General features: G+C 27.2%; 1 protein-coding gene. It reads left to right on the top strand.

What is annotated here, in order from left to right:
• Positions 1 to 193, top strand: a 193-nt coding sequence (locus LGK95_RS22280; protein ID WP_226127129.1) for a helix-turn-helix domain-containing protein, incomplete at its 5' end; no start/stop codon positions are given.
• Positions 194 to 503: the final 310 nt, after the last annotated feature.

Genomic DNA, 503 nt, shown 5'->3' with positions numbered 1-503 from the left:
AAATATGGGAGAGTTAAAGACAATATTAATAGATCCAACAGAGGGAATGAGGTTTTTGGGAGTAGGCAGAAACAGAATGTATGAAGACTTATTAAAAAGAGAAGATTTTCCGGCCTTTAAAATGGGGAATAAATATTTTTTGAATCGTGAATTATTAGGGGAATGGGCAAAGAATCAATGCTCAAAAAAATAGTTTGGAGGTAATCAATTTTGGCTAAATCAAAAAAAATCATAGTGAAAATTACAAAGTTACAGGACGAGTTTATAAAAATACTTTAAAATGTGTGGTTAAGAGTTTATATAATTAAATTGCATTGAGTTGTACTAAAAAAGTAGGTGATTAAGTGGCGGGGTATACAATAATAGATAATGATTTATTAGAAAATGAAGAATTAAATCATATGGAAATATTATCATTAATTTATTTAATTAGATTTGACAATAAATTAAAAGGATATGCTTATCCAAGCCTTGAAGTATTAAAAAAGCTTTTAGGATATTCA

The organism is Clostridium algoriphilum (assembly GCF_020443705.1).
GTDB lineage: Bacteria > Bacillota > Clostridia > Clostridiales > Clostridiaceae > Clostridium_AD > Clostridium_AD algoriphilum.
Note: the sequence above shows the minus strand (reverse complement) of the source record. Positions and strands in the feature narration are given on the sequence as shown.